This window comes from Microbacterium sp. Marseille-Q6648, from assembly GCF_943181415.1.
Taxonomy (GTDB): domain Bacteria; phylum Actinomycetota; class Actinomycetes; order Actinomycetales; family Microbacteriaceae; genus Microbacterium.
This window is the reverse complement of record NZ_CALPBZ010000005.1, coordinates 355,155-376,971: the sequence shown is the minus strand read 5'-3', so window position 1 is coordinate 376,971 and position 21,817 is coordinate 355,155. Positions and strand designations below refer to the sequence as shown.

The window sequence follows — 21,817 nt, the reverse complement described above, 5'->3', positions numbered from 1 at the left end:
ATGGGCGCTGGACACAGCCACGACACGGGCGAGGCCACCCCTCGGAACAGATTGCTGATCGCGTTCTCAATCACCGCATCGGTGTTCGTGATCGAAGTCATCGGCGCAGTCATCACCGGCAGCCTCGCGCTGCTCGTGGACGCCGCACACATGCTGACCGACGTGATCGGCCTCGCGATGGCGGTCACCGCCGCGCATCTGATGAACCGGCCCCCGTCTGACCGGTACACGTTCGGGCTGCGGCGTGCGGAAGTGCTCGCCGCACTCGCCCAGGCCGCCCTGCTCCTCGGTGTGGGGATCTTCGCGCTGGTTGAGGGCGTACGTCGCCTGTTCGAGCCGCCCGAGATCGCGTCCGGCAGCCTGTTGTTCTTCGGGATCGTCGGCCTGGTCGCGAACATCGCGTCCCTGCTGGTGCTGATGAGCGGTCGCACACGCAACCTGAACATGCGCGCCGCGTTCCTCGAGGTGTTCAATGACGCACTTGGCTCCGTCGGCGTCATCGTCAGCGCCATCCTGATCGCCACCCTCGGCTGGTACCAGGCAGACGCGATCGCCGGCATCCTGATCGCTCTCCTGATCATCCCGCGCACCTTCATCCTGCTCCGCGCATCCGGCAGCGTCCTGCTCGAATCCACCCCTCCGGGCCTTGACCTGGCGGAGGTACGCCGACACATCCTCGAGCTCCCGCAGGTGGTCGCCGTGCACGACCTGCACGCCTCCCAAGTTTCCACGGACCTCCCCACTCTGAGCGCGCACGTCGTCGTCGACGACACTCTCACCCCGGAACAGTCCGCCGAGCTGCTGCAAGAGCTCCAGGAATGTGTCGCCGAGCACTTCCCGGTGAGCATCGAGCACGCCACGTTCCAGATCGAACCGCAATCCCACCCCGGAGAACACACCACCCATGCGTAACCCCCGCCGTTCACTCATCACCGCCCTGGCCACCCTTCTCCTCGGAGCGGGACTGACGTTGGCTGTGGCGACCCCCGCCCAAGCACACGACGAACTGGTCTCCTCCTACCCGGAGGCAAACTCCACCATCACCTCATCGCCCACGGAAATCACTCTCTCCTTCAGCGGTGAACTCATCGCGGGGATGCAATCCGCTGCCGTCGAGGTGATCGCCTCAGATGGGCAAAACATTGCCACCGATGCACCGTCAGAGGATGGCACCTCCATCACTCAGCACCTCGCCCCGGACCCGCCGGCAGGCATGTTCACGGTCCGGTGGAAGGTCGTCTCCAGTGATGGCCACCCGATCAGCGGCGATTATACCTACACCGTCGCACCCACCGACGCTGTCCCGAGTAGCCCCGCCGCCACACCGAGCACGGCTCCGCAAACCCCCGCACCGTCCCCGACCGCGACCGCGACCGAAGCGCCCGCTGACAACGGATACGGGGGCGAGACCTCGGGGGGCGGCGATACCTTCGCGATCCTCGCTGTGGTCGGGGGAGTGGTTGTCCTCGGCGGCGCCCTCGTCATCGTGTTGATGGTCGGCAGGGAACGTCGACGCCGCGACCGTGCCGACGCCGCGCGAGCCGCCCGGGACACGACCGCGGGGAAGGACTTGACTGATGAGTCGTGACCAGGCACGCAGGTTCGCTGTCGCCTGCATCGCGGCAGCAGGAGTGGTGCTGATTGATCAGGCCAGCAAGGCGGCCGCGTTGTCCTCCCTGAGTGAGGAGGAGCGGATCCCGCTGCTGGGTGATCTGCTCGGTCTCCAACTGGCTTTCAACCCCGGAGCGCTCCTGTCCCTCGGGTCCGGGGCGACGTGGCTGCTTACTCTGCTGGGGGTGGCCGCGACCGCTGTGCTCATCGTCGCCGCCACGCGCGCCCGCACCACCGGCTGGGCGGTCGGGATCGGGCTGATCCTGGGCGGCGCGATCGGCAACCTGATCGACCGGCTGTTCGCCCCGCCCGCGTTCGGCCGCGGCCATGTCACCGACTTCCTCGCCTACGCCAACTGGTTCATCGGCAACCTCGCCGACGTCGCTCTCGGCGCCGGCGTGTTCGTCCTGGCCGGAAGTCTCTGGATCCGTCACCGCCGCACCCGCACAACAACGGCAAAGGATGATCCCACGGCCCCAGCTGCCACGGTGGAGGCGGGTCGATGACGGCGAAACAGCGAATCCCCTCGACGTATCAGCGCAACGCGTTCGCGCCCAGCCTGCTCGCTGCAGCTGCCTTGTTCGTTGCCCCCGCGCTCATGGGTAACGACTGGTTCCTGGCGGTGCTGTTCCTCACCGCCATCCTGGGTGTGATTGTGGCGTGGTTTGCGGTGCAGGCGCGGCAGTGGTGGTGGGTGCCGGTGTTCGCGGTGATCGTGGTGGTCTGGAATCCGGTCTTCCCGTTCCCGTTCGCGGGGCCGGTGTGGACGGCTGCGCAACCGGCCGCAGCGGTGGTGTTCCTTGTCGCCGGTGCGCTGATCAAAGTGCGTCGTCCATGACCCCCCACACGGGTCGGACCCGGACTGCTGTCGCCCTGGTGTTCGCAGCGACATTGCTGACCGGTTGCGCGGCGGATGACTCCCTGGCGCAGCAATACCGCGAAGGCGACGAGAAGGGCTATATCGCCGGCGATTTCCAGGTCGTGGAGATCCCGGAGCCGGAACGGGGTGACCCGGTCGTGTTCGAGGGTGTCACCGAGACCGGTGAGACAGTGACCAGCGACGACTACCGGGGTGGGGTGCTGGTGGTGAACTTCTGGTACGCCGCGTGCGGGCCGTGCATCGTGGAAGCGCCGCTCCTGGAGGAAGTGTGGCAGGACTACCAGGATCAGGGAGTCGCGTTCCTCGGGGTGAACACCTACGACCAGCCCGCCACCGCGCTCTCCTTCGCCCGCGACAACAACATCACCTACCCCAGCGTGATCGACGTCAACGACGGCCGGGTCAAACTCGCATTCGCACAGCTCACCCCCATCCAAGCCACCCCCACCACGCTCGTCATCGACCGCGACGGGAGAGTCGCCGCCCGGATCATCGGACAACTGGCCACCGCCTCAATCCTCTCCACACTCGTCGCCGATACTCTCGCGGAAGAGACCCCGTGAACCCGGGGGCGGCGATCGTCGACGGTGCCCTGTGGGTGGCTGTCCCGGTCGCGGTGCTCGCCGGGCTGGTGTCGTTCCTGTCCCCGTGCGTGCTGCCGCTCGTGCCCGGCTACCTCGGCTACCTCGGCAGCACCACCACCGACACCCCGACAGTCGGAAACGGGTCAGGGGTCGCGGTGCGGGCACAGCGTGCACGGCTGCTGCTCGGGGTGGCCCTGTTCATCGCTGGGTTCACCGTCGTCTTCGTGGCAGTCACCATCCTCGGGGGCACCCTCGGATTCCTGTTGCTGCAGTACGCGAACGTCCTCACCCGGGTGTTCGGGGTCGTCATCATCATTCTCGGGCTGGTTTTCCTCGGTCTGTTCGGGCTCGCCCAACGCACCCTCCGCCCCCGCACCCGAGGCCGGGCCGGGTTGATCGGCGCGCCATTGCTCGGCTTCGCGCTCGGCGTCGGGTGGACGCCCTGCATCGGCCCCACCCTCGCGGCAATCATCTCGATGTCCTGGAACCTGGGCGACCCGGCTCGCGCCGGCCTGCTCGGCCTGGCATACTCTCTCGGCCTGGGGATCCCGTTCCTGATCCTCGCAGCCGGCTGGGGATGGGCATCCCGGTCCGTGACATTCCTGCGCCGCCACATCCGCGCGCTGAACATCATCGGCGGAGTGATGCTCATCCTCCTCGGCCTGCTGATGGTCACCGGACTGTGGACGGCGCTGATGTCGGCACTGCAACAGGTGGTGATCAATGTCCCCCTCCCGCTCTGAGACCGACACGACGAACGAGGCCGTCGATCCGCTCCGACCTCGCGACCACGCCGACAGCGCCGACGGTGACAATGCCGCGGACGTGACCTCCCCGGCGCTCGGCATCGTGGGCTGGGCGAGGTGGGCGTGGCGGCAACTGACCAGCATGCGTACCGCCCTGGTGCTGCTGCTGTTCCTTGCGATCGCCGCCGTACCGGGGTCGCTGTTCCCACAGCGCACCGCCGACCCCAACGGCGTCATCCAATGGGAACGCGATAACCCGGACGTGTTCCCTCTCGCGGACGCGATCGGGTTGTTCGACGTGTACCAGTCGCCCTGGTTCTCCGCGATCTACCTGTTGCTGTTCACCTCCCTCATCGGCTGCGTGATACCCCGCGCAAAGCACCACTACAAAGCCCTCCGGTCCCAGCCGCCCCGCACCCCGCCCGTCTCTCCCGCCTCCCCGACTACCGGGAAGTCACCGTACCCGCAGGGGCGGCGGCCCAGAATGCGGCGGAAGAGGCCGTTGAGCTCGCGGAGCGGCAACTGCGCCGCGCCGGCTACCGGGTGCACAGGTACGACGGCCGCGGATGGGCATCGGTCTCGGCGGAGCGCGGCTACCTGCGAGAAACCGGGAACCTGGTCTTCCACATCGCTCTGATCGGGGTGCTGGTCTCCGTCGGCATCGGCGGCGGGTTCGCATACACCGGACAGCGGGTCGTGGTGGAGGGCACCACGTTCGTGAACGCCCTCAGCGATTACTCCTCCTTCAACCCAGGCCGATTCATCGACGGGACCGGCCTCGCCCCGTACTCGATGACCCTCGACGCGTTCGAGGTCACCTATCAGCTACCTGGTACCCCCGGCGCGGGGCAAGCAGGGAACTTCTCCGCCAACGTGACTATCCGCCAACCCGGGCAGGACGACCGCAGCGAGAGCGTCATCGTCAACTATCCGATCACCGTCGAAGGTGACCGGATCTACCTGCTCGGAAACGGGTACGCGCCCACCCTCACCATCCGGAACTCGGAGGGGGAAGTTGTGTACAGCGAATCGCAGCCGTTCCTGCCGCAGGACTCATTCATGACGTCCCTGGGGGTCATCAAGATCCCGGACGGGATGCCTGAGCAGCTCGGTCTGGTCGGATTTTTCTACCCCACCCAGGGTGTGCTGCCGTCCGGCGCGTATACATCGGTGTACCCGGATGCGATCAACCCGGTGCTCACTCTCAATGTGTTCAGCGGTGACCTCGGGATCGATGACGGCACCCCCCGGTCCGTCTACACCCTCGATGTCGACGGGCTCACCCAGCACACCGGCGCCGACACCGGCGCCGCGTCGCTCGAGCTCACCCCCGGCGCGACCGCTGACCTTCCCAACGGGTGGGGGACGATCACCTGGGAGGACGACACCGCGGTGGTCGGTGAACCGGTGAAACGGTTCGCGTCGCTGCAGATCCAAAACGACCCCTCCGGTGCCTGGGTGCTCGCCTTCGCCACCCTCGCCACATTGGGACTGATTGCCGGGATGTTCGTACCCCGCCGCCGCGTGTGGATCAAAGCCCACACCACCCCTGCGGGCGTCCGCGTCGAATACGCCGGCCTCGCGCGCGGCGAGGACCCGACCCTCCACAAAGCCGTCCGCGACATTGCGGACACTCATGCCGCCGCGCTGACCGGCACCACAAGCCACACCCTTCCCGAAGGAGGAAACCGATGAAATGTCCCATTGACGATGCCTTGCTCGTGGTGACCGAGCGTTCCGGTGTCGAAATTGACTACTGCCCGCAATGCCGCGGCGTCTGGCTGGACCGCGGCGAACTGGACAAGATCATCGACCGCGCCCCCGACACCCGCGCACCGGAATACCCCGCACCACCATCACGCGACTCCCACCACGGCCGCAGCGACTCTCACCCGAACCGAGGCGATTCCCGTCACGACCGAGGAGGGAAGCGCCGTCGAGAGGGTTTCCTCGGCGACCTCTTCGACTTCTGATCACTCAACCGAGATGACACCGTGAACGACTGGATCCCCGGGGCACCGCCGACACTGCTCGGCTTTCTCAGCCCTGGACCGTTACCGCTGCCGCTGCTGCCAGTCGTGGCCGGCATACTCGCCGTCGCCTACCTGGCCGGCGCGGTGCGGCTGTGGTCGCTTCGGCGTCAGTGGCCGGTATGGCGCACGGTCAGCTTCCTGCTCGGCTGCGTCGCCCTCGCCGCGGTCACCGGGCTCGGAGTCGAGGGATACGGGTACGCGCTGTTCTCGGTGTTCATGTTCCAGCAGCTCACCCTGATGATGACAATCCCACCGCTGCTGGTTCTCGGCTCTCCCGGCACCCTGCTGCTCCGCGCCACCCCCCACCACGGCGCCGGCCTCCTGATACTCCGTGCAGCACATGCGGGGCTGCGCAGCCGGACCGCCCGGTGGCTGCTCAGCCCGTGGCTGGCGGTCCCGTTGTACCTGGCCGCGTTCTACGGTCTCTACCTGGCGGATTTCGCCGACCCGATCCTTTCCACCGTCACGGGCCATACTCTTCTCGAGGTCGGGTTCCTGGTTGCCGGGATGCTGTTCACGATCCCGATTCTGTCCTCAGACCCGCTCCCGGTGCGGATGAGCCACGGCGGACGCGCTCTGGACGTGTTCGCCGAAGCCGCCCTGCACGCGTTCTTCGGCGTGTTCCTGATGATGGCCACCAGCACCCTCGTACAAGGGTTCGCCGGACCGACGAGCGCGCTGGGCATCGACCCGATCGAAGACCAACGCCTCGCCGGCGGCCTGGCCTGGTCCTACGGCGAAGCTCCCACCCTGCTGATGCTCATCTACGTGATGCACCGCTGGTTCCGCGAGGACACCGCCCAAGCCGTCGCCGCCGACCGCCGCGCCGACGCTCACGGTGACCCCGAACTCGACGCATACAACGACTACCTGACCCGACTGCACCAGAAAGACACCTGACCGATGCCCACGACCCTGCCCCCTCCAGCCCCGACTGCTGCGCCGGAGCGCGGGACGCCACAGCGTGCGCCGTCATGGTCGATGCCGCTCTGGGCTGCGGTAGCGGCGGCCGCCGCTGCCGGGTTCTTCCTGGATGTGGCGTCCGCGCCGGTCGGGTGGTGGCCAATGACTTTCGTGAGCGTCACGGTCGCCCTTCTGACCCTGATCGGCCGCAGCATCGGCGGTGCACTGCTGGTCGGCACCGTCTTCGGGACCGTGTTCTACACCGCCCACTTGGTGTGGGTGGGGGAGTTCCTCGGCCCGGTGCCGTGGCTTGCCCTCGCCGGGCTGGAAGCGATCTTGTTCGGCGTAGGCGCGGTGCCGATCGCCCTCGCCTACCGGTGGACCACACGTCACCGGCCACGCGGCGCCGTGCAGCTGCTCGCGGTGTCGCTGCTGGTCGGGGGGCTGTGGGCGGTACGCGAGGTGGTGATGGGAGCGTGGCCATACTCCGGGTTCCCGTGGGCGCGGATCGGGATGACGCAGGTGGGCGGGCCGTTCGTCGAGGTCGCGTCGTGGACGGGCGTGACCGGGTTGTCGTTCCTGATGGTGATGGTATGCGCCGCCGTGGTGCAGTGGCTGCGTGCGGGCGGGTTCCGATTCGCCCGCGGCCTGCTCCCCGTCGGCGTCGTCATGGTTCTCCTGGCTGTGATGCCGCAGTTCCCCACCACTGCGGCCGGGGTATTCCGGGTCGGGTGGGTGCAGGGCAACGGCCCGACCGGGTACTTCGACGTAAAGGCGCCCGGCGACGTCCTTGCCGCTCAGACCACCGCGACGCGCCCTCTGCACGGGCAGCCGATGGATCTGCTGGCCTGGCCGGAAGGCGGCGTCGACGCCGACCCGCTCCGCGACCCCGCCGCCGCTGCGGCGCTTGACCGTGTCGTGAAGGCAGCGGGAGCACCGCTGCTGATGAACGCCGCCACTACCCGCGGCGACAGGATCTTCAACACGTCTCTGCTGTGGACCGCAGATCCCGCGGACCGGCAGTGGCATGACAAGGTCAACCCGGTCCCGTTCGGGGAATACGTGCCCGACCGGTGGTTCTACGAACTGATCGTCCCTGACATGGTCGGTCTGATCCAACGCGAATACACCCCCGGCACCAACCCCCCGCTCGTGCAGGTCGGAGACGTCGGTGTCGGGCTGGCGATCTGCTTCGACGTGATCTACGACACCGTCATCTGGGACGGCGCCCAGCAGGGTGCGCAGCTGTTCGTGTTTCAGACCAACAACGCCGACTTCCGTGGCACCGACGAGAACCTCCAGCAACTCGCATTCGCCCGCATGCGCGCCATCGAAACGGGCCGCGCCGTCGTCAACGTCTCAACGGTGGGCACCAGTCAGGTGATCGCCCCAGACGGCACCACCCTCGACAGTGTCGGCGTCGACACCGCTGGCGCCGCGGTCAGCACCGTCCCGCTGCGCACCGGGCTCACCCCATCGACCGTGCTCGGTCCCTGGCTCACCGGGTTGATCGTCCTCGCCTCCGGTGTTGCGCTCACGGCCGCCGGCATCTCTCACCGTGCCCGCACGCGGGCGAGTGCCACGAATCATCCGACCGGCCGAAGGAGTCTTCCATGAACGCGGCACGGACGGGATATGCCGAATACCAACACGACCACGCGCGGCGAACGCTACAAGTGATCCCCACCAATGCCACGGGGGAAGGCGCATGGGGCGTCGAGGAATGCGGGTGCGCCCCGACGCCTGCCGAGAGCCGAGCGCTGCGGGCGGGTGTCAGCCGACGCACCCTGCTGGGCGTGGGGACGGCTGGCCTGGTCGCTGCGATCGTGGGTGGCCCACTGCTGCCGGCAGCGTTCGCGGCCACCTATCCATCCTGGGACGACGTGGAGGCAGCCAAAGCGAACGAAGCGACCAAGGCCGCCGAGGTGCAGCGGATCCAGGGTTTCATCCAAAGCCTCACCGGTGAGGTGGCGCGCACCCGCACCGCCGCTGAGCAGGCCGCGGGCGCGTTCTACACCGCCCAGCAGGAGTACTTCGGGGCGGCCGTCCGAGCGGACACGTTGCAGTCCCAGGCCGACGCGGAAGCAGCGAACGCGACCGACGCGGCGAACAAAGCCGGCCGTGTGGCCGCGCAGCTGTACCGAGACGGCGGCGACCAGACCTCTCTCGAGCTGTTCTTCTCGGGCTCCGCCGCGGGCGCGGACGACCTGCTCACCCGGCTGGGCGTGATGGACAAACTGCTGGAACGCAACCAGAGGGTGTATGCCACCGCGATCACCGCGCGCGATGCTGCCCAGAGTTTGACCGATCAGGCGGTCGTGGCCCGAGATGAGCGCGACCGGCTGCAGACGTTAGCGGAGCAGAAGATGGCCGAATCGCAGCAGGCCGCCGATGCCGCGCAAGCAGCCCTCGACGCCCAGACACTCAACCTTGGTCAGCTGCAAGCCCAACTCGCCGCTCTCCAAGACACCACGGCGAAGACCATCGCCGATTATCAGGCCGGGGTCGAAGCTGCCCGCATCGCCGAGGAGCAACGCCGAGCGGCGGAACGAGCAGAGGCTGAACGTCTCGCCGCCGCAGGCAACGGAGGGGGAGTGGTCAGTTCCGGGTGGGCACGGCCCACATCCGGGCGCCGCACATCGGATTTCGGGCCGCGCAGCTCGCAATGCGGCAACGGGTACTGCTCGACCAGCTACCACTACGGGGCCGACCTGAGCGGTGGCTGCAGCGCCGGGATCTACGCCGCCGCGGCCGGCACCGTCGTCTACGCCGGATACAACGGCGGCTACGGCAACTACATCAAAATCGACCACGGCGGCGGGATCGGCACCGGATACGCCCACATCCGCAACGGCGGGTTCAACGTGGGATACGGCCAGCGCGTGAACGCCGGCGACCTCATCGGCAGCGAAGGCAACACCGGAAACGCGTTCGGCTGCAACCTGCACTTCGAGGCGTACGTCAACGGGTCACCCGTCAACCCCATCAACTTCCTCGCCGACCGCGGCGTCTCCATCTAGCCCGAAACGAAGGAGGACATCATGACTGACCAGCCCACCTCACCAGCCGGCGATCACCCCCAGAGCGCCCCCACCAGGCGCAGCCTGCGCCACACCGCATCCCTGCCACATGCCGGCATCCTGCCCCCACCACCCCTACGGCGCACGACCGCAGGTAAGTCCGCTCCCCGCGGGTCCAATGCGCTCCGCCCGATGCGGTCCCTGGCGGTCCTCACGATGGTCACCGGCCTGGTCGCCACCGCCGCGCTACCCGCATACGCTGCCTGGCAGCCGGCAGACGCAGAGATCTCGACACTGCAGCGAGTTGCCTCGGACGACGCACAATCCCTCGTCGTGGCCTCCGACTCAGCCACAGGACAGCTCTCCCGAGAAAGCTACGCCGCAACCACCCAGGCAGAGATCGACCAGAAGAAGGCGGCAGAAGCAGCCGCAGCCCGCGCCCGCGACGCGGCCCGCGTCGCCTCGGTGCCGTTCGACTACAGCATGGTGAGCCCGGGCAGCGGGACCGTGCGCTGGCCGGTGGGCGGTCCCTTCACCGTGACCGACAGGTTCGGCGCTCGAGGCGGCGCGCACATGGGTACCGACATGGTCGCCGCCGGCGGAACCCCCGTCTACGCGTCCGTCGACGGCGTCGTGCGGATCTCGCAAGACAGCTACAACGCGTACGGCGTCACCGTCGTGGTGGAATCCGTTCTGAACGGGCAGCAGATCAGCACGGTATACCCGCACATGCAGACCGGAAGCCGACAGGTCACCGCCGGCCAGTCGGTCTCTGCCGGCCAGCTGGTCGGTCTCGTCGGCAGCACCGGCCGCTCCACTGCGAACCATCTGCACTTCGAGGTCTACCTCGACGGAACCGCCGTCGATTCGCTGGCCTGGCTGGAAGCGAACGCAGGCTGACCGATGCCCCTCACGCATCTGCCACCCCACGCTCTTCCCCACCCCGTGACCGCAATGATGAAGAGGACGACCCTGCCATGACCGGACCCGACGCGCTCTCCCTCGACGGCATCTCGTTGCTGCTGGTGTGGACGGCGATCGCCACCTACCTGCTTGCGTTCATCGCCTACACCATCGACCTCGCCCAACGCTCCGTCCCCGCCAACATCCCGCAGCGGGAGCCGCTCCTGGTCGGCGCCGCCGCAGCCGCGAACTCTCAGACCGAGACCACTCCGGCGGAGCCGCTCGACAGCATGCACACGCCTCCCTCGCAGCGACAGCGGCTGATATGGGCGCGGATCGGGACTTCCCTGACGGTCCTCGCGTTCCTGTTCCACCTCGCTGGCACCATTCTGCGCGGGATCGCCGCCGAACGGGTGCCGTGGGCGAACATGTATGAGTTCGCGCTGACCGGCACCGTGCTGATTGTCGCGGTGTACCTGGCGGTGCTCCGCCGCTTCGACCTCCGGTTCCTGGGCGCTTTCCTCATCGGCATGGTGGTGCTGCTCCTTGGCGGGGCGACGATCACGTTCTACGTCGACGTCGTCCCGCTGATGGACCCACTCAAGAGCGTGTGGCTGGTCATCCACGTCTTCGTCGCCTCGCTCGCCACCGCCCTGTTCGCAATCGCATGCGGACTCTCCATCACCCAGCTCCTGCAAGCACGCCGTGAACGCCGCGCCGGAGCATCCTCGGAAACCGCCCGCCCCTCCGGCCCCGGGTTCCTGCGCACTCTGCCCCCTGCCGACGCGCTCGAATCACTCGCCTACCGGTTCGCGATCGTGGGATTCGTGTTTTGGACATTCACTCTCATCGCCGGCTCGATCTGGGCGAACGATTCCTGGGGTCGCTACTGGGGCTTTGACACCAAGGAAGTGTGGACGTTCGTGATCTGGGTGCTCTACGCCGGCTACATCCACGCCCGCGCGACAAGGGGCTGGCGGGGCAGCCGATCTGCGTGGCTGTCCATCATCGGGTTCGTTGCGGTGCTGTTCAACTTCACGATTGTCAACATGTTCTTCAAAGGACTTCACGCCTACTCCGGGCTCAGCTGAGTCCTCTTCCGTGAATCCGCCCGACCTAAGAACCGAAAGCGCGCATATGACTCCAAATCGGTCTAATCCGGCCAACAACGCTCAGCACGGTCAGTTGACCGTCAAGCAACAGCGCGAGCAGAAACGCCAGGAGAAATTAGCCGAGTATCAGAAGCAGCTCGCCAAACGCCGTCGGAGCAAACTGGTCTGGTGGGTCGTCGGTTCGACGGCGGCTGTGGTGATCATTGGCCTCGTTGTCGCGTCAGTAGTGCTCGCGCCGTCACCTCCACGACAGTACGAGGCCGGTAGTGAGGGGGCCACTATCGAAGGTGTCGAGACCTTCGAGAATACGGCTGAGCACGTCGAGGGTGTTGTGGAATATGAGCAAAGCCCCCCGGCGGGCGGGCCACACAATGCTGTCTGGCTGAACTGCGGCGTCTATGACCAACCGGTGCCGAATGAGAACGCGGTCCACTCCATGGAGCACAGCGCCGTGTGGGTCACCTATAACCCCGACCAGGTCGCGGGCGATGAACTAGCAGCGCTCAAGAGCCAGTTGCCCTCGACCTATGTCGTTCTTTCCCCCTATGAGGGTCTGGAGGCGCCGATCGTGATGTCCAATTGGAACCAGCAGCTGAAGGTTGACTCGGCCGATGATGAGCGAATAGGTGAGTTCTTCGAGGAGTACTGGCGCAGTCAGAACGCCCCCGAGCCGAACGCCGCCTGCACTGGCGCGTACGACGCCCCCGGAAAGCAATGAACCGCAGCGAGAACATGCATGCGGCCCCAGCTCGAGGACGGCGTCGGTGGTGGAACGTCATCCTTGTCCTGCTCGCGATCGGCGTGCTCGCGTTCGCCATGGGACGCTTCTCGACCTTTGGGTCGCAGGGCGCCGGTACTCCTGGTGCGGACTCTCCTGAAGCTGGCTTCTCACGTGACATGCAGGTGCATCACGCGCAGGCCATCGAGATGGCCATGGAGATATACCGAAAGACTGCCGACGACGAACTGAGGATCCTCGCCTACGACATCGCCACCGGGCAGGCGGGCCAGCGCGGCGAGATGTACGACTGGCTCGTGCAGTGGGGACTGTCACAATCGGGTAGCCCGATGATGAAGTGGATGGATGCCTCTCCGGCCGGAAGCGGTCACGACATGTCTGACGGTGCGGCCATGACAGAGGAAGAGGCACGCATTGAAATGGGGATGGCTTCAGCTGACGAAATCACCGCTCTGCAGGACGCGACAGGGCAGCAAGCCGATTGCCTCTTCCTCGGGCTGCTCATTCGCCACCACGAAGGCGCCATCCCGATGGCCGAGGCGCTCATCCAACTCGGCTCAGATTCGCGTGCCCTGACCGTCGCAGAAAATATCAAGAACGGACAGACCGCCGAAATCGACGCGATGAAGTTAATGCAGGCGCGAATCGACTGCGAATAGCACACGATATCGCTCACCCGCGGCTGGTGTAGCGACCGCTCCGCCTGGCTGCGCATGATCCAAACGAAAGAATCCCCGTGACCCTGACACCCAAAGAACCGTGCAGGCGAGCGCGCGGTAATCCTGTGCACGCGAGGGACAACTGATGCCGCCCACCACAGATGTAAAGTACCGAAGACTGCGGGCTATTGGGCCGACGATCCTTGTCGCGGTCGCACTCGTCGTCATGGTCTGGGCGTTGGGGTTCGGCGGCGGTGCCGCGGAGCTGTCATTGGACGACGCCGGCCCGATCGCACGCTGGGGGCTTCCCGTCGCAAAGCTGTTGGTGAATCTCGCTGCCGCGGGTATGGTCGGCGTTCTCGTGACCGCGCTTTTCACGCTCCGCGCCGGTGAGCGCCAGTTCGACGTCGCCCTTGACACCGCCTCGATTTCCGCCGCCGTGTTCACCGTCGCGGCGGGCGCAACCGGATTCCTCACGTTTCTAAGCGTGTTCAACCCCGCGCTCGACGCAGGACCGCAGTTCGGTGCGCAGCTCGGTCGGTTCCTCGTTGAGCTTGAGGTGGGCCGCACCTGGCTGATCACGACGGTTGCAGGCGCAGCACTGACCGTGCTCACCTTCGCCGTACGATCCTGGGTCGGCACGTTCGTCGTTGCGCTGCTCGCGGTGGCCTCGCTCGTGCCGATGGGGACGCAGGGACACTCCGGCGACGATGCCTTCCACCACGAGGCGATGATGGCGCTCATTCTGCATATCATCGGCGCCGCGGTGTGGCTCGGCGGGCTGCTCTTGCTTGTCGCGATCCGTCCGGTCCTTGATCGGCGCCGCATCCCGGATGTCGTCGCCCGGTACTCGAGCATTGCTCTGGTCGCGTTCGTGCTCGTCGCGGTGTCCGGCACGGTCCGTGCGGCTATCGGACTGCAGGAGTGGTCTGCGTTGCTTTCTCCCTATGGCGCGATCTTGGGCGTCAAGGTCCTCGCGCTCATCGGGCTCGGACTCTTCGGGGTGTGGTATCGCGCTCGCCTGATCGGCAGGATGCGCGACTCCGGTGCGGCATCCCGCGTCTTCTGGACACTGATCGCCTTCGAGCTAGCGCTGATGGGTGTGGCCAGCGGCGCCGCGGCAGCGTTGGCGCGCACCCCGCCTCCGAACCCAGCCCCACTTCCCGAGATCCCGTCACCGGCAGAACGCCTCACCGGTGCACCGTTGCCCCCGGAGCTCACAATCGAACGGTGGGTCACCGCATGGAACGTTGACCTGTTGTGGGCGGTGGTCGCTGGCTTCGCGGTCTTCTTCTACCTCGCCGGGGTGTGGCGGTTGCGGCGCCGTGGCGATGCGTGGCCAGTCCACCGCACGATCGTGTGGGTCGCGGGGATGGTACTGCTGGTGTGGGTCACCGGTGGTGTAATCAACGTCTACCAGGATTACCTGTTCAGCATGCACATGGTTGGGCACATGCTGCTCACGATGGCGATCCCGGTGTTGCTGGTGGCTGGAGCTCCGGTGACGCTCGCCGCCCGAGCGATCCGCAAGCGTGACGACGGCACCCGCGGCGGCCGTGAGTGGATCCTGTGGGCCGTGCACTCCCCAGTCGCGCGCCTGTTGACGAACCCATTTGTCGCGGCCGGCCTGTTCATCGGGTCGCTGTGGATCTTCTATTACACCGACCTGTTCCGTTGGTCGCTGTACGACCACCTCGGCCACCAATGGATGATCGCCCACTTCCTCATCACCGGCTACCTGTTCGTCCAATCATTGATCGGCATAGACCCGGTGCCGTGGCGGCTGCCATACCCCGGCCGGCTACTGCTGCTGATCGGAATAATGGCGATGCACGCCTTCTTCGGCATCGCCATCATGATGCAATCGGGGCTGATGGTCGCCGAGTGGTTCGGAGCGATGGGCCGCACCTGGGGAGCCACACCGCTGGAAGATCAGTACATCGGCGGCGGCATCGCCTGGTCGATCGGCGAGATCCCGACCCTCGTCCTCGCGATCACCGTCGCGATCCAGTGGAGCCGTAGCGACGCACGCGAGACGAAGCGCCGCGACCGGCACGCTGACCGCACCGGCGAAGCCGAACTGGATACGTACAACGCACGCCTGCGCGAGCTCGCCGTGCGCGACACTCGCGACCGCAAATGATCGCCTCATCGAAAGGATCTATCGAGATCCGCGCAGGAGGCGCCGCATGACAACAAAGGAACAGCTCGACGAACGCTACGGCCGCGCTTCGCACCCCGCCCGCCGCCGCGCGTGGTGGATCATCCTCACGGTTGCGGCCGCCGCGGCCGTCGTGGCGCTCTCATGGTTGACCGTCTCGAACTCCGCTGACGATGTCGGATACGACGAGACCGGTTTCGAGCTGGTCGACGCACGCACTGTGACCGTGTCGTTCCAAGTCACCCCACCTACGAACACAGCCTTCGCCTGCGCCATCAAAGCCCTGGACGAAGACTTCGGCGTCGTGGGTTGGCGAGTCGTGGAATACCCCGCCTCGGAGACGGTGACGCGAGCGCTTCTGGAAACTATTCCGACTGTCGCCCAGGCCACGACCGGCACAGTCCACTCATGCTGGGCCAGATAGCCGCCTCCAAAAAGCCAACCCAACAGGGTGACAGCGCTAAGGAGCCTGGGTTCGCTTCTATCGCTCTTTGAGCCGCCGTCGTCTGGCTAGGAAGCCCGCCAGTCCCCCCAAAACAAGGCAAACGACAGCGATCGGCACAGCAACCTTCCACCAGGCGTTGCCGGTGAGCAGATTCGCCAGTAGCACCACCAGACACAATGCGTTAAACGAAAAAGCCCAAAGGACGAATCGGGTGGATGACCAAAGTTCGCGCTCGGCCGGACGTTTGACAGCAGAAGACACGACAATCCATTCACTGGAGAAGATCATCCGAGAATACAAGCAGGAAACGCGCGATACCCGGAATGTTGTCAGTCAGGTGCGTCCCGCGGTAGGCGCCATCTGTTCGCCCTGTTCGCCCTGTTCGCCCTGTTCGTCGCCGAGTGCGCAGCTTCTCCTCCAACGCGTGCGGGGAGGTCTCCCGTCGGAAGCGTGAAGCGGATGTCGGTCAAACTCCCGCAAGTTGCCTCCCGGCGTGACCACTAGCGCGCAACTGCTTGACAGCGCTAGGCGGGACGACGATCTTTGAGCGCGCGAGAGGCTGAGTCTGACGGGCAAGTCAGACTGACATGTTGTCGCCAGTCAACGTCGATGGAGAGTTTGCGACAATCCCAGTCGATCTCCGGAATTGATCCAGTAACCGGCCCCAGACCGGCCCAGACGCCTCTCGGGCGGTCGCCAGTGACATCCGATCTGGGCGTTTCATCTCGTTCGGCGTGCATGACGGGAGGCGGTTGTAGCCCCTGACCGGGCAAAATAAAAGGCCCTCCTCCAGTAGAAGCCTGAAGAAGGGCCAGTGGCTCCGACGGGCGTCGATCCCGTGACCTCACGATTTTCAGTCGTGCGCTCTACCAACTGAGCTACAGAGCCGCGCAACATCCGCGGATGCCGCGTCCTAAACGAAAAGCCCTCCGAGAAGGGCTTGTCGCTCGGAGCGACCCTGACGGGACTTGAACCCGCGACCTCCGCCGTGACAGGGCGGCACGCTAACCAACTGCGCTACAGGGCCATGCATATTCAGTTGTGTCCGGCAAGAGTGACCCCAACGGGATTCGAACCCGTGCTACCGCCGTGAAAGGGCGGCGTCCTAGGCCGCTAAACGATGGGGCCGAGATGAACCCGGTGGGCTCTCGCTTGCCGACGCTCAAGCATACGAGATCATTCCGCGATTCGCCAATCGAGCGCGCGTCCCCCTGGTGCGCAGGGGGGCATCGCGGTAACGTGCCCACACGCGAAGAGCGTCTGGGGCGCCTTCGTATGCGCGCCGCAGGGTTGCGGATGTGACTCGTGTTGCTAATGTGAAACACATTGTCGCGCGGAAGGAGGGGTCTGTGAGCTCATGGCACGACCTCGACGACTGCGGCTGCGCGCCCGCCGACGGCCCCCAGCGACTCAGGTTGCCGACCATGTCCCGGCGCAGCGCGCTCGGCCTCGGCATCCTCGGCGCCGCCGTCATCGGCGCCATCGCGACTCCCCTGCTCCCGGCCGCGTTCGCCGCGGACTACCCCACGTGGGACGACGTCCAGCGGGCGCGGAAGAACGAGGCGGCCAAGGCCGGCGAGATCTCGAGGATCCAGGGACTCATCGAGTCCCTCAAGGCGGACGTCGCGGCCAAGCAGGCGGCGGCGAAGAAGGCCGCCGACGAGTTCTACGTGGCTCAGCAGGAGTTCTTCGACGCCTCGTATCGCGCCGACCAGTTGCAGGTGCAGGCCGATGACCAGGCCGCCCTGGCGCTGGAGTCGGCCAACAAGGCCGGCCGTGTCGCCGCGCAGCTCTATCGCAACGGCGGCGATGACACGTCGCTCGAGCTGTTCTTCGCGGGTTCCGCGGCGTCGGCCGACGACCTGCTCGCACGCCTGGGCACGATGGACCGTCTCATCGCCCGCAACAACGACATCTACGCAGAGGCGGTCACCGCCCGCGACACCGCCCAGAGCCTCACCGATCAGGCCGTCGTCGCGCGGGACGAGCGCGACCGACTGCAGCAGGTCGCCGAAGAGAAGATGGCCGCCGCGCGGAAGGCCGCCGAAGAGGCCGAGGCCGCGCTCGAGCGCCAGACCCAGTTCCTCGGCACCCTCGAGGCGCAGCTGGCCGCGCTGAAGGACACCACGTCGAAGACCATCGCGGACTACCAGGAGGGCGTCCGCGTGCGCGAAGAGGCGGCTCGTCGCGCTCGCGAAGAAGCCGCGCGTCGCGCTCGTGAAGAAGCCGAGCGCCTCGCCCGCGAACGTGCCGCCGCGGCGGCGGCTGCCGCGGCTGCGGCCGCCGGCGGTGGCGGTGGTGGGGGCGGATCGTCCGGCGGCGGCGGTGGCGGTTCCAGCGGCGGCAACGGCGGTTCCGTCGCCGGGTCCGGCTGGGCGCGGCCCTCGTCCGGCTACTTCTCGTCGGGCTACGGCCCTCGCTCGGGCCAGTGCACGTCGAGCTACTGCTCGAGCACGTGGCACCTCGGCGTCGACCTCGCCGCCGGCTGCGGCGCCGGCATCTACGCCGCCGCGGGCGGCACCGTCGTGTACGCCGGCTACAACGGCGGCTACGGCAACTACATCAAGATCGACCACGGCAACGGGCTGGCCACCGGCTACGCCCACATCCGCGACGGCGGCATCTTCGTCGGGTACGGCCAGCGCGTCGGCGCCGGTCAGCTGATCGCCAGCGAAGGCCGTACCGGAAACTCCTTCGGATGCCACCTGCACTTCGAGGTGTACGAGTGGGGCCGGCCCACCAACCCGTCGCCGTTCATGTCGGCCCGGGGCGTCAGCCTCTAGAGCGTCGCATCGAGCGCCGTGCGCGCGCTCTCCGCGTCGCGCGCGAACCTTGCCCGTTCGTGCTCGTCGTAGTCCGCGTCGGCGACCGACCGCTCCAGCCGCTCGAGCTGACTGCGAAGCACCGCCCGATGCTCGGGATGACGCACCCGCCACGCCACGTCCTCGATGACGCCGAACAGACGACTCACGACATCCGGATCCCCGGCTCCGTAGCGACGGACCTGCTGCACCCCGATCTCGACCAGCGCGCCGAAGTCGTCCGCAGCCGGGATGAGTCGCACCGCACCGCGCTGATCCGCGTAGCCGAGCGCGGGACGCTCGCCGTCGGCGAGGTCGCCGAGCAGTGAGGCGATGTGTCCGAGCGCGTGCACGGCGGTGGTCGGGTCGTTCACGCCGGGCGAGAGCGCCTTCGCGGCGATGTCGGCGAGCTGGCGCAGACCGAAGCCGACGTCCTGGTTCGCGGTCCGCTCGTACGCCGCGGCGAAGGCTGCCGAGATGCGCTCCTCGATCCCGTCTCGATCCGCCGAGGCGGCCGAAACCGGCCACCACTCCACCAGCGGCGTGCCCTCGACCACGGCGCTGCCGATGGTGCGCAGCTCACGCACCACGATGTCCGCTTCAGTGGCCAGGCGCACCAGCTCGGCGCGGTCCACCCCGGTCAGGAATCCGGATGTCGGCGCCATGACCCGCCGCGCGTCTGCCGGTCGTGCCGGTATCGACGCGGCTCCCGCCGCCGACGCCGGGACGGCGACGCCCGGTTCGGCGTCGGCCTGGAGCGCGATCGTCCGGGACGCCTCGCGGTGGACGTCGCGCATCATCGTCTCGACCCGCAGCTGCCGGGCGAGGTGCGCCAGGAAGAAGGTGAGCACCACCACGCTCGCGAGCGTGAGCAGCGAGGCCGCCGTCACCGCCAGGCGCGGCACGAACTCCTCGGCATCCTCCGTCGCGTCCTCGACGGTGCGGAGGACCGTCAGCGCGTACGCGAAGGTTCCGAGGAACAGCGCGAGCGTGGCGTGGACCATCCCGTCGGACGAGAACATCCGCAACAGCCGCGGCGACGCCTGACTGCTGGCGAGCTGCAGCGCCACGACGGTGAGCGAGAAGGTCAGCGACGCCGCCGTGATGAGCGAGCCCGCGATAGCCGACAGGACCGCGCGTGCGGCATCCACCCCGCCCGAGAAGACGAGATCCGCCACCGACGCCGGAAGGTCGTCGTCGACGGCGCGGTCCACGAGGGGGAGTGCGATGCCGAGGATGACGGCCAGGACGACGGCGGCCAGCGGCACCGGCCAGAGCCGTGAGGCGACGGCCTCGCGCGCCGAGGCCAGTCGCCGACGTACCGCCCCCTGCCGGGTCATGGTCGGAGGCTACAGCGTGTTGGGCGCTTCGCCCTCGCCCTGCGTGCGCGTCTCGCCCTCGTGCTGCTCGAAGCGCTCGAACGCCTCGGTCACGAGACGCTCCGCCTCGTCGGCACCGGCCCACTCGTCGACCTTGACCCACTTGCCGGGCTCGAGGTCCTTGTAGTGCTCGAAGAAGTGGTTGATCTCGTTCTTGGTGAACTCCGACAGATCCGTGACGTCCTGGATGTGCGCCCAGCGCGGGTCCTTCGCCAGCACCGCGACGACCTTGTCGTCGCCGCCGGCCTCGTCGGTCATCTTCAGCACGCCGACCGGGCGGACCTTCGCCAGGATGCCGGGCGCGAGGTCGTGGTCCAGGAGCACGAGCACGTCGAGCGGGTCGCCGTCCTCGCCGAGGGTGTTCTCGAAGAAGCCGTAGTTGCTCGGGTAGCCCATCGGCGTGTACAGGATGCGGTCGAGGAAGACGCGGCCGGTACCGTGATCGACCTCGTACTTGATGCGGCTGCCGCGGGGGATCTCGATGACGGCGTCGTACGCGCCCATACTGGTGCTCCTTCGAAGACGGTGGGGTGCCGCGACAAGCCTAGTGCGGGCGCATAACTCCTGCAGTTCTCGCGGGGCCTGCCGTCGCCCGCCGCGGAATCACGCGGAAGAACGCCGCGCGCCCGCGCCCGGGTGCAGGAGTTGTGATCCGCCGGGCGACCCGCCGCAACCCCCGGGCGACCCGTCCGCGCCGCCGGTTACTCGCCCGCTCCGCCGGGCGACCCGCCGCAACCCCCGGGCGACCCGTCCGCGCCGCCGGTTACTCGCCCGCTCCGCCGGGCGACCCGCCGGACCCCGGGCGACCCGCCCGCGCCGCCGGTACCGTGGCAGGGTGACCGACCACCGCCCGGGCCTGCGCCCCGCCGGCGCCGAGGTGCGCCGAGCCGTCCGCGCCGCGCTGCAGCCCCTCGAGCCCGGCGGCCGCATCCTCGTCGCGCTGTCGGGCGGGCCCGACTCGCTCGCGCTCGCCGCGGCCGTCGCGTTCGAAGCGCCCAAGCGGCAGCTCGCCGCCGCGGCGGTGACGGTCGACCACGGCCTGCAGCCCGGATCGGCCGAGGTCGCCGCCACGGCTGCCGCTCAGGCCCGTGCCCTCGGGCTCGATGCCCGTGTCGTCCGCGTCGACGTCGGTTCGGCCGGGGGCCCCGAGGCCGCCGCCCGCACCGCCCGCTACGCCGCGCTCGCCGCCGTGGCGCACGACCTCGACGCAGCGGCGATCCTCACGGGCCACACCCTCGACGACCAGGCCGAGACGGTGCTGCTGGGCCTCGCCCGGGGCTCGGGTGCGGCGAGCCTGCAGGGCATGGCGCCCCGCTCCGACCTCGACGGCATCCCGCTGCTGCGTCCGCTGCTCGAGGTCCGCCGCACCACGACGCGAGCCGCCTGCGCGGCCGGGGGTCTAGACCCCTGGGACGACCCGCATAACCTCGACCCCGCCTTCGCCCGGGTGCGCGTCCGCCGCACCGTGCTGCCCGTCCTCGAGGACGAGCTCGGCCCCGGCGTCGCCGAGGCCCTGGCCCGCACGGCCGCGCAGCTGCGCGAGGACGCCGAGGCGTTCGACGAGATGATCGACGAGACGATCGAGGACATCGTCGAGCACGCCGAGGCGGGCATCTCGGTGTCCGCAGCGGCCCTGGCGGCCAACCCGGCGGCGCTGCGACACCGCATCATCCGCCACGTCGTCGCCAGCGAGTTCCACCAGTACCTCTCGCGCACCCAGACCCTCGAGGTCGCCCGCCTGGTCACGGACTGGTCGGGGCAGGGGCCGATCGACCTGCCCGGATGCCGCGCCCGGCGCATCGGCGGACGCATCGAGTTCGCCGCCGCCGACTCCTAGACTC

At 67.7% G+C, this 21,817-nt stretch carries 21 protein-coding genes, 3 tRNA genes and 1 pseudogene; 19 read left to right on the top strand and 6 right to left on the bottom strand.

Going from position 1 to position 21,817, the window contains the following annotated elements; translation table 11 throughout:
- The 17 genes and pseudogenes from NFR93_RS13915 to NFR93_RS13835 all read left to right on the top strand — a co-directional run bounded on the left by NFR93_RS13915 (window position 1) and on the right by NFR93_RS13835 (window position 15,775).
- Window positions 1–912, top strand: coding sequence for a cation diffusion facilitator family transporter (locus NFR93_RS13915; RefSeq protein ID WP_251454611.1), 912 nt, complete (start codon window positions 1–3; stop codon window positions 910–912).
- Window positions 905–1,588 (top strand): copper resistance CopC family protein, encoded by a 684-nt coding sequence (locus NFR93_RS13910; protein WP_251454389.1) that lies wholly within the window; start codon window positions 905–907, stop codon window positions 1,586–1,588. Before NFR93_RS13915 ends, NFR93_RS13910 begins: the two co-directional genes overlap by 8 nt.
- Window positions 1,578–2,117, top strand: a complete 540-nt coding sequence (locus tag NFR93_RS13905) for a signal peptidase II (RefSeq protein ID WP_251454386.1) — start codon at window positions 1,578–1,580, stop codon at window positions 2,115–2,117. Before NFR93_RS13910 ends, NFR93_RS13905 begins: the two co-directional genes overlap by 11 nt.
- Complete coding sequence (locus NFR93_RS13900; RefSeq protein ID WP_251454383.1) at window positions 2,114–2,449, top strand: DUF6804 family protein; 336 nt, start codon at window positions 2,114–2,116, stop codon at window positions 2,447–2,449. The genes NFR93_RS13905 and NFR93_RS13900 overlap by 4 nt, the downstream gene beginning before the upstream one ends.
- Window positions 2,446–3,054, top strand: coding sequence for a TlpA family protein disulfide reductase (locus NFR93_RS13895; RefSeq protein ID WP_251454380.1), 609 nt, complete (start codon window positions 2,446–2,448; stop codon window positions 3,052–3,054). The genes NFR93_RS13900 and NFR93_RS13895 overlap by 4 nt, the downstream gene beginning before the upstream one ends.
- On the top strand, window positions 3,051–3,818 hold the full coding sequence (locus NFR93_RS13890) for a cytochrome c biogenesis CcdA family protein (RefSeq protein ID WP_251454376.1): 768 nt from the start codon (window positions 3,051–3,053) through the stop codon (window positions 3,816–3,818). The genes NFR93_RS13895 and NFR93_RS13890 overlap by 4 nt, the downstream gene beginning before the upstream one ends.
- Window positions 3,799–5,516 (top strand): annotated as a pseudogene (gene resB / locus NFR93_RS13885) (cytochrome c biogenesis protein ResB). Before NFR93_RS13890 ends, resB begins: the two are co-directional and overlap by 20 nt.
- Window positions 5,513–5,794, top strand: coding sequence for a TFIIB-type zinc ribbon-containing protein (locus tag NFR93_RS13880; protein ID WP_251454373.1), 282 nt, complete (start codon window positions 5,513–5,515; stop codon window positions 5,792–5,794). The pseudogene resB and the gene NFR93_RS13880 overlap by 4 nt, the downstream one beginning before the upstream one ends.
- Before the next feature lie 33 nt (window positions 5,795–5,827).
- Window positions 5,828–6,754 carry a cytochrome c oxidase assembly protein gene (locus tag NFR93_RS13875; RefSeq protein ID WP_251454608.1) on the top strand — a complete coding sequence of 309 codons (927 nt, stop codon included), beginning with the start codon at window positions 5,828–5,830 and terminating at the stop codon, window positions 6,752–6,754.
- Window positions 6,755–6,835: 81 nt separating this feature from the next.
- Window positions 6,836–8,374, top strand: coding sequence for an apolipoprotein N-acyltransferase (gene lnt / locus NFR93_RS13870; RefSeq protein ID WP_502846299.1), 1,539 nt, complete (start codon window positions 6,836–6,838; stop codon window positions 8,372–8,374).
- Window positions 8,371–9,777: a M23 family metallopeptidase gene (locus NFR93_RS13865; RefSeq protein ID WP_251454369.1), complete on the top strand. Its 1,407-nt coding sequence runs from the start codon at window positions 8,371–8,373 to the stop codon at window positions 9,775–9,777. The genes lnt and NFR93_RS13865 overlap by 4 nt, the downstream gene beginning before the upstream one ends.
- A gap of 21 nt (window positions 9,778–9,798) precedes the next feature.
- Window positions 9,799–10,677, top strand: coding sequence for a M23 family metallopeptidase (locus NFR93_RS13860; protein WP_251454367.1), 879 nt, complete (start codon window positions 9,799–9,801; stop codon window positions 10,675–10,677).
- 77 nt (window positions 10,678–10,754) lie between these two features.
- On the top strand, window positions 10,755–11,771 hold the full coding sequence (ccsB, locus tag NFR93_RS13855; RefSeq protein ID WP_251454365.1) for a c-type cytochrome biogenesis protein CcsB: 1,017 nt from the start codon (window positions 10,755–10,757) through the stop codon (window positions 11,769–11,771).
- 46 nt (window positions 11,772–11,817) lie between these two features.
- Window positions 11,818–12,510: a thioredoxin-like domain-containing protein gene (locus NFR93_RS13850; RefSeq protein WP_251454605.1), complete on the top strand. Its 693-nt coding sequence runs from the start codon at window positions 11,818–11,820 to the stop codon at window positions 12,508–12,510.
- Window positions 12,507–13,190 carry a DUF305 domain-containing protein gene (locus NFR93_RS13845; RefSeq protein ID WP_251454363.1) on the top strand — a complete coding sequence of 228 codons (684 nt, stop codon included), beginning with the start codon at window positions 12,507–12,509 and terminating at the stop codon, window positions 13,188–13,190. Before NFR93_RS13850 ends, NFR93_RS13845 begins: the two co-directional genes overlap by 4 nt.
- 145 nt (window positions 13,191–13,335) lie before the next feature.
- Window positions 13,336–15,333 carry a bifunctional copper resistance protein CopD/cytochrome c oxidase assembly protein gene (locus NFR93_RS13840; protein WP_251454360.1) on the top strand — a complete coding sequence of 666 codons (1,998 nt, stop codon included), beginning with the start codon at window positions 13,336–13,338 and terminating at the stop codon, window positions 15,331–15,333.
- Between the two features lie 46 nt (window positions 15,334–15,379).
- A complete protein-coding gene (locus NFR93_RS13835; protein WP_251454357.1) occupies window positions 15,380–15,775 on the top strand; it encodes a DUF4307 domain-containing protein in 396 nt (131 codons plus the stop codon).
- Between the two features lie 57 nt (window positions 15,776–15,832).
- Here the strand turns inward: NFR93_RS13835 and NFR93_RS13830 are convergent, their stop codons facing one another.
- From NFR93_RS13830 to NFR93_RS13815, 4 genes are all read right to left on the bottom strand, one after another.
- Complete coding sequence (locus tag NFR93_RS13830; RefSeq protein WP_251454354.1) at window positions 15,833–16,084, bottom strand: hypothetical protein; 252 nt, start codon at window positions 16,082–16,084, stop codon at window positions 15,833–15,835.
- Window positions 16,085–16,611: 527 nt separating this feature from the next.
- Window positions 16,612–16,684 (bottom strand) — tRNA-Phe (locus NFR93_RS13825).
- A 65-nt stretch (window positions 16,685–16,749) separates the two neighbouring features.
- Window positions 16,750–16,823, bottom strand: a tRNA-Asp gene (locus NFR93_RS13820).
- Window positions 16,824–16,851: 28 nt separating this feature from the next.
- Window positions 16,852–16,924: transfer RNA gene (locus NFR93_RS13815), tRNA-Glu, on the bottom strand.
- 221 nt (window positions 16,925–17,145) lie between these two features.
- On the opposite strand from NFR93_RS13815, the gene NFR93_RS13810 reads away from it, so the two are divergent.
- Complete coding sequence (locus NFR93_RS13810) at window positions 17,146–18,579, top strand: M23 family metallopeptidase (protein ID WP_251454351.1); 1,434 nt, start codon at window positions 17,146–17,148, stop codon at window positions 18,577–18,579.
- On the opposite strand, the gene NFR93_RS13805 is transcribed toward NFR93_RS13810, so the two are convergent.
- Both NFR93_RS13805 and ppa read right to left on the bottom strand, forming a co-directional pair.
- Complete coding sequence (locus tag NFR93_RS13805) at window positions 18,576–19,937, bottom strand: DUF2254 domain-containing protein (RefSeq protein WP_251454348.1); 1,362 nt, start codon at window positions 19,935–19,937, stop codon at window positions 18,576–18,578. The two genes, NFR93_RS13810 and NFR93_RS13805, sit on opposite strands and share 4 nt — an antisense overlap.
- 9 nt (window positions 19,938–19,946) lie before the next feature.
- Window positions 19,947–20,480 (bottom strand): inorganic diphosphatase, encoded by a 534-nt coding sequence (gene ppa / locus NFR93_RS13800; RefSeq protein WP_251454345.1) that lies wholly within the window; start codon window positions 20,478–20,480, stop codon window positions 19,947–19,949.
- A 331-nt stretch (window positions 20,481–20,811) separates the two neighbouring features.
- On the opposite strand from ppa, the gene tilS reads away from it, so the two are divergent.
- Window positions 20,812–21,813 carry a tRNA lysidine(34) synthetase TilS gene (tilS, locus tag NFR93_RS13795; protein ID WP_251454342.1) on the top strand — a complete coding sequence of 334 codons (1,002 nt, stop codon included), beginning with the start codon at window positions 20,812–20,814 and terminating at the stop codon, window positions 21,811–21,813.
- Window positions 21,814–21,817: the final 4 nt, after the last annotated feature.

Coding starts and splice junctions, on each gene's coding strand:
- ccsB (WP_251454365.1), top strand. CDS start 10,755: ATGACCGGACCCGACGCGCTCTCCCTCGACGGCATCTCGTTGCTGCTG.
- NFR93_RS13910 (WP_251454389.1), top strand. CDS start 905: ATGCGTAACCCCCGCCGTTCACTCATCACCGCCCTGGCCACCCTTCTC.
- NFR93_RS13850 (WP_251454605.1), top strand. CDS start 11,818: ATGACTCCAAATCGGTCTAATCCGGCCAACAACGCTCAGCACGGTCAG.
- NFR93_RS13840 (WP_251454360.1), top strand. CDS start 13,336: ATGCCGCCCACCACAGATGTAAAGTACCGAAGACTGCGGGCTATTGGG.
- NFR93_RS13900 (WP_251454383.1), top strand. CDS start 2,114: ATGACGGCGAAACAGCGAATCCCCTCGACGTATCAGCGCAACGCGTTC.
- NFR93_RS13880 (WP_251454373.1), top strand. CDS start 5,513: ATGAAATGTCCCATTGACGATGCCTTGCTCGTGGTGACCGAGCGTTCC.
- NFR93_RS13830 (WP_251454354.1), bottom strand. CDS start 16,084: ATGATCTTCTCCAGTGAATGGATTGTCGTGTCTTCTGCTGTCAAACGT.
- NFR93_RS13805 (WP_251454348.1), bottom strand. CDS start 19,937: ATGACCCGGCAGGGGGCGGTACGTCGGCGACTGGCCTCGGCGCGCGAG.
- NFR93_RS13865 (WP_251454369.1), top strand. CDS start 8,371: ATGAACGCGGCACGGACGGGATATGCCGAATACCAACACGACCACGCG.
- NFR93_RS13915 (WP_251454611.1), top strand. CDS start 1: ATGGGCGCTGGACACAGCCACGACACGGGCGAGGCCACCCCTCGGAAC.
- NFR93_RS13845 (WP_251454363.1), top strand. CDS start 12,507: ATGAACCGCAGCGAGAACATGCATGCGGCCCCAGCTCGAGGACGGCGT.
- NFR93_RS13860 (WP_251454367.1), top strand. CDS start 9,799: ATGACTGACCAGCCCACCTCACCAGCCGGCGATCACCCCCAGAGCGCC.
- NFR93_RS13905 (WP_251454386.1), top strand. CDS start 1,578: ATGAGTCGTGACCAGGCACGCAGGTTCGCTGTCGCCTGCATCGCGGCA.
- lnt (WP_502846299.1), top strand. CDS start 6,836: ATGCCGCTCTGGGCTGCGGTAGCGGCGGCCGCCGCTGCCGGGTTCTTC.
- NFR93_RS13835 (WP_251454357.1), top strand. CDS start 15,380: ATGACAACAAAGGAACAGCTCGACGAACGCTACGGCCGCGCTTCGCAC.
- NFR93_RS13895 (WP_251454380.1), top strand. CDS start 2,446: ATGACCCCCCACACGGGTCGGACCCGGACTGCTGTCGCCCTGGTGTTC.
- ppa (WP_251454345.1), bottom strand. CDS start 20,480: ATGGGCGCGTACGACGCCGTCATCGAGATCCCCCGCGGCAGCCGCATC.